The 1,653-nt window shown below is 64.9% G+C and carries 2 protein-coding genes; both read left to right on the forward strand.

Features of this window, described 5'->3' with window-relative positions:
* Nucleotides 1-550: response regulator transcription factor (locus J0I79_RS00095; protein ID WP_292854139.1), on the forward strand; the 550-nt coding region annotated here is incomplete at its 5' end.
* Between the two features lie 142 nt (nt 551-692).
* Nucleotides 693-1,653 (forward strand): HAMP domain-containing protein (locus J0I79_RS00100; RefSeq protein ID WP_292854141.1); only part of this gene is annotated, 961 nt, incomplete at its 3' end.

Consider the following 1,653-nt stretch of genomic DNA (forward strand, 5'->3'; position numbering starts at 1 on the left):
CGCCGGCCTCGATTTCGACCTGCTCGTGCTCGACGTGATGATGCCGGGCGAGACGGGCGTCGACCTGACCCGCTCGCTGCGCGCCGAAAAGAACGTGCCGATCCTGATGCTGACGGCGCTGTCGGAAACCGACAGCCGCATCTCGGGTCTGGAGGCCGGCGCCGACGACTACCTGCCGAAACCCTTCGACCCGCGCGAACTGATCCTGCGCATCAACAACATCCTGCGCCGTGGCGGCCCTGCGGCCACGCCCAAGGTCGAACAGCTGGTCTTCGGCCCCTACACCTTCCAGATCGCCAGGCGTGAACTGAAGCGCGGCGGCGAGGCGCTGAAGCTGACCGACCGGGAGCAGGAGATCCTGGCGATCTTCGCGGCGCGCGCTGGCGAAACCATTCCGCGCCACGAGCTTGTCGGCGACGATTCGGAAGTCGGCGAGCGCACCATCGACGTCCAGATCAACCGCCTGCGCCGCAAGATCGAGCGCGATCCGTCCAATCCGGTCTGGCTGCAGACCGTGCGCGGTATTGGGTATCGGCTCAGCGTGGAATAGAGTACCGGCAGCGGCCCTGGTCTGGAAGATCATGCTCCCGATCAAGGCGTCGCACGGATGAAAAGAGCCAATGGCGACCACGGACCTGGAACAGCCGGGAAATGACGGCTTGAGCGCACGCGCCACGCGCACGCTCAAGGCGGTGCCGCGTGTCTGGAACCGGTTCTGGCGCCTCGTCTCGCTCTACATGCCCAAGCGCCTCTATGCGCGCTCGCTGATCATCGTCATCGCGCCGATGATCCTTCTGCAGTCTGTGGTCGCCTTCGTCTTCATGGAGCGCCACTGGGCAACGGTGACGCAACGCCTGTCGCAGGCCACAGTGCGCGACATCGCCGCTATCATCGACCTGATCGAGACCTATCCGCACGACGCCGACTACGCCAACATCATCCGCATCGCGCAGGACCGCATGCAGCTGAAGGTCGACCTCCTGCCGCCCGACCCGCTGCCGCCGCCCGGCCCAAAACCGTTCTTCTCGATCCTCGACGATGTTCTCTCCGCCGAGATCACCCGCCAGATCAACCGCCCCTTCTGGATCGACACGGTCGGCAATTCCAACATTGTCGAGGTCCGCGTCCAGCTTGAGAACAAGGTGCTGCGCGTCTTCGTGCGCCGCAGTCAGGCCTATGCCTCCAACACCCACATCTTCCTGATCTGGATGGTCGGCACCTCACTGGTGCTGCTGATGATCGCCATCCCCTTCCTGCGCAACCAGATCCGGCCGATCCTGACGCTGGCCGAGGCGGCCGAAAGCTTCGGCAAGGGCCGGCCGATGCCGCGCGATTTCCGGCCACGCGGCGCCGAGGAGGTTCGTCGCGCCGGCTTTGCCTTCATCCAGATGCGCGAGCGCATCGAACGCCAGATCGAACAGCGCACCGCCATGCTCACCGGCGTCAGCCATGATCTCCGGACCATTCTGACCCGTTTCAAGCTGCAGCTGGCCCTGGCCGGCGGCAAGGCCGAGACCAAGGCGGCGCTCAACCAGGACATCGACGACATGCAGTCGATGCTGGAAGGCTATCTCGCCTTTGCCCGCGGCGAAGCCTCGGAGGACCCGGGACGCTTCGACCTGGAAGCCTATTTCCAGAAACTGAGCGAGGAAG

Source organism: Mesorhizobium sp. (genome assembly GCF_017306585.1).
Taxonomy (GTDB): domain Bacteria; phylum Pseudomonadota; class Alphaproteobacteria; order Rhizobiales; family Rhizobiaceae; genus Mesorhizobium.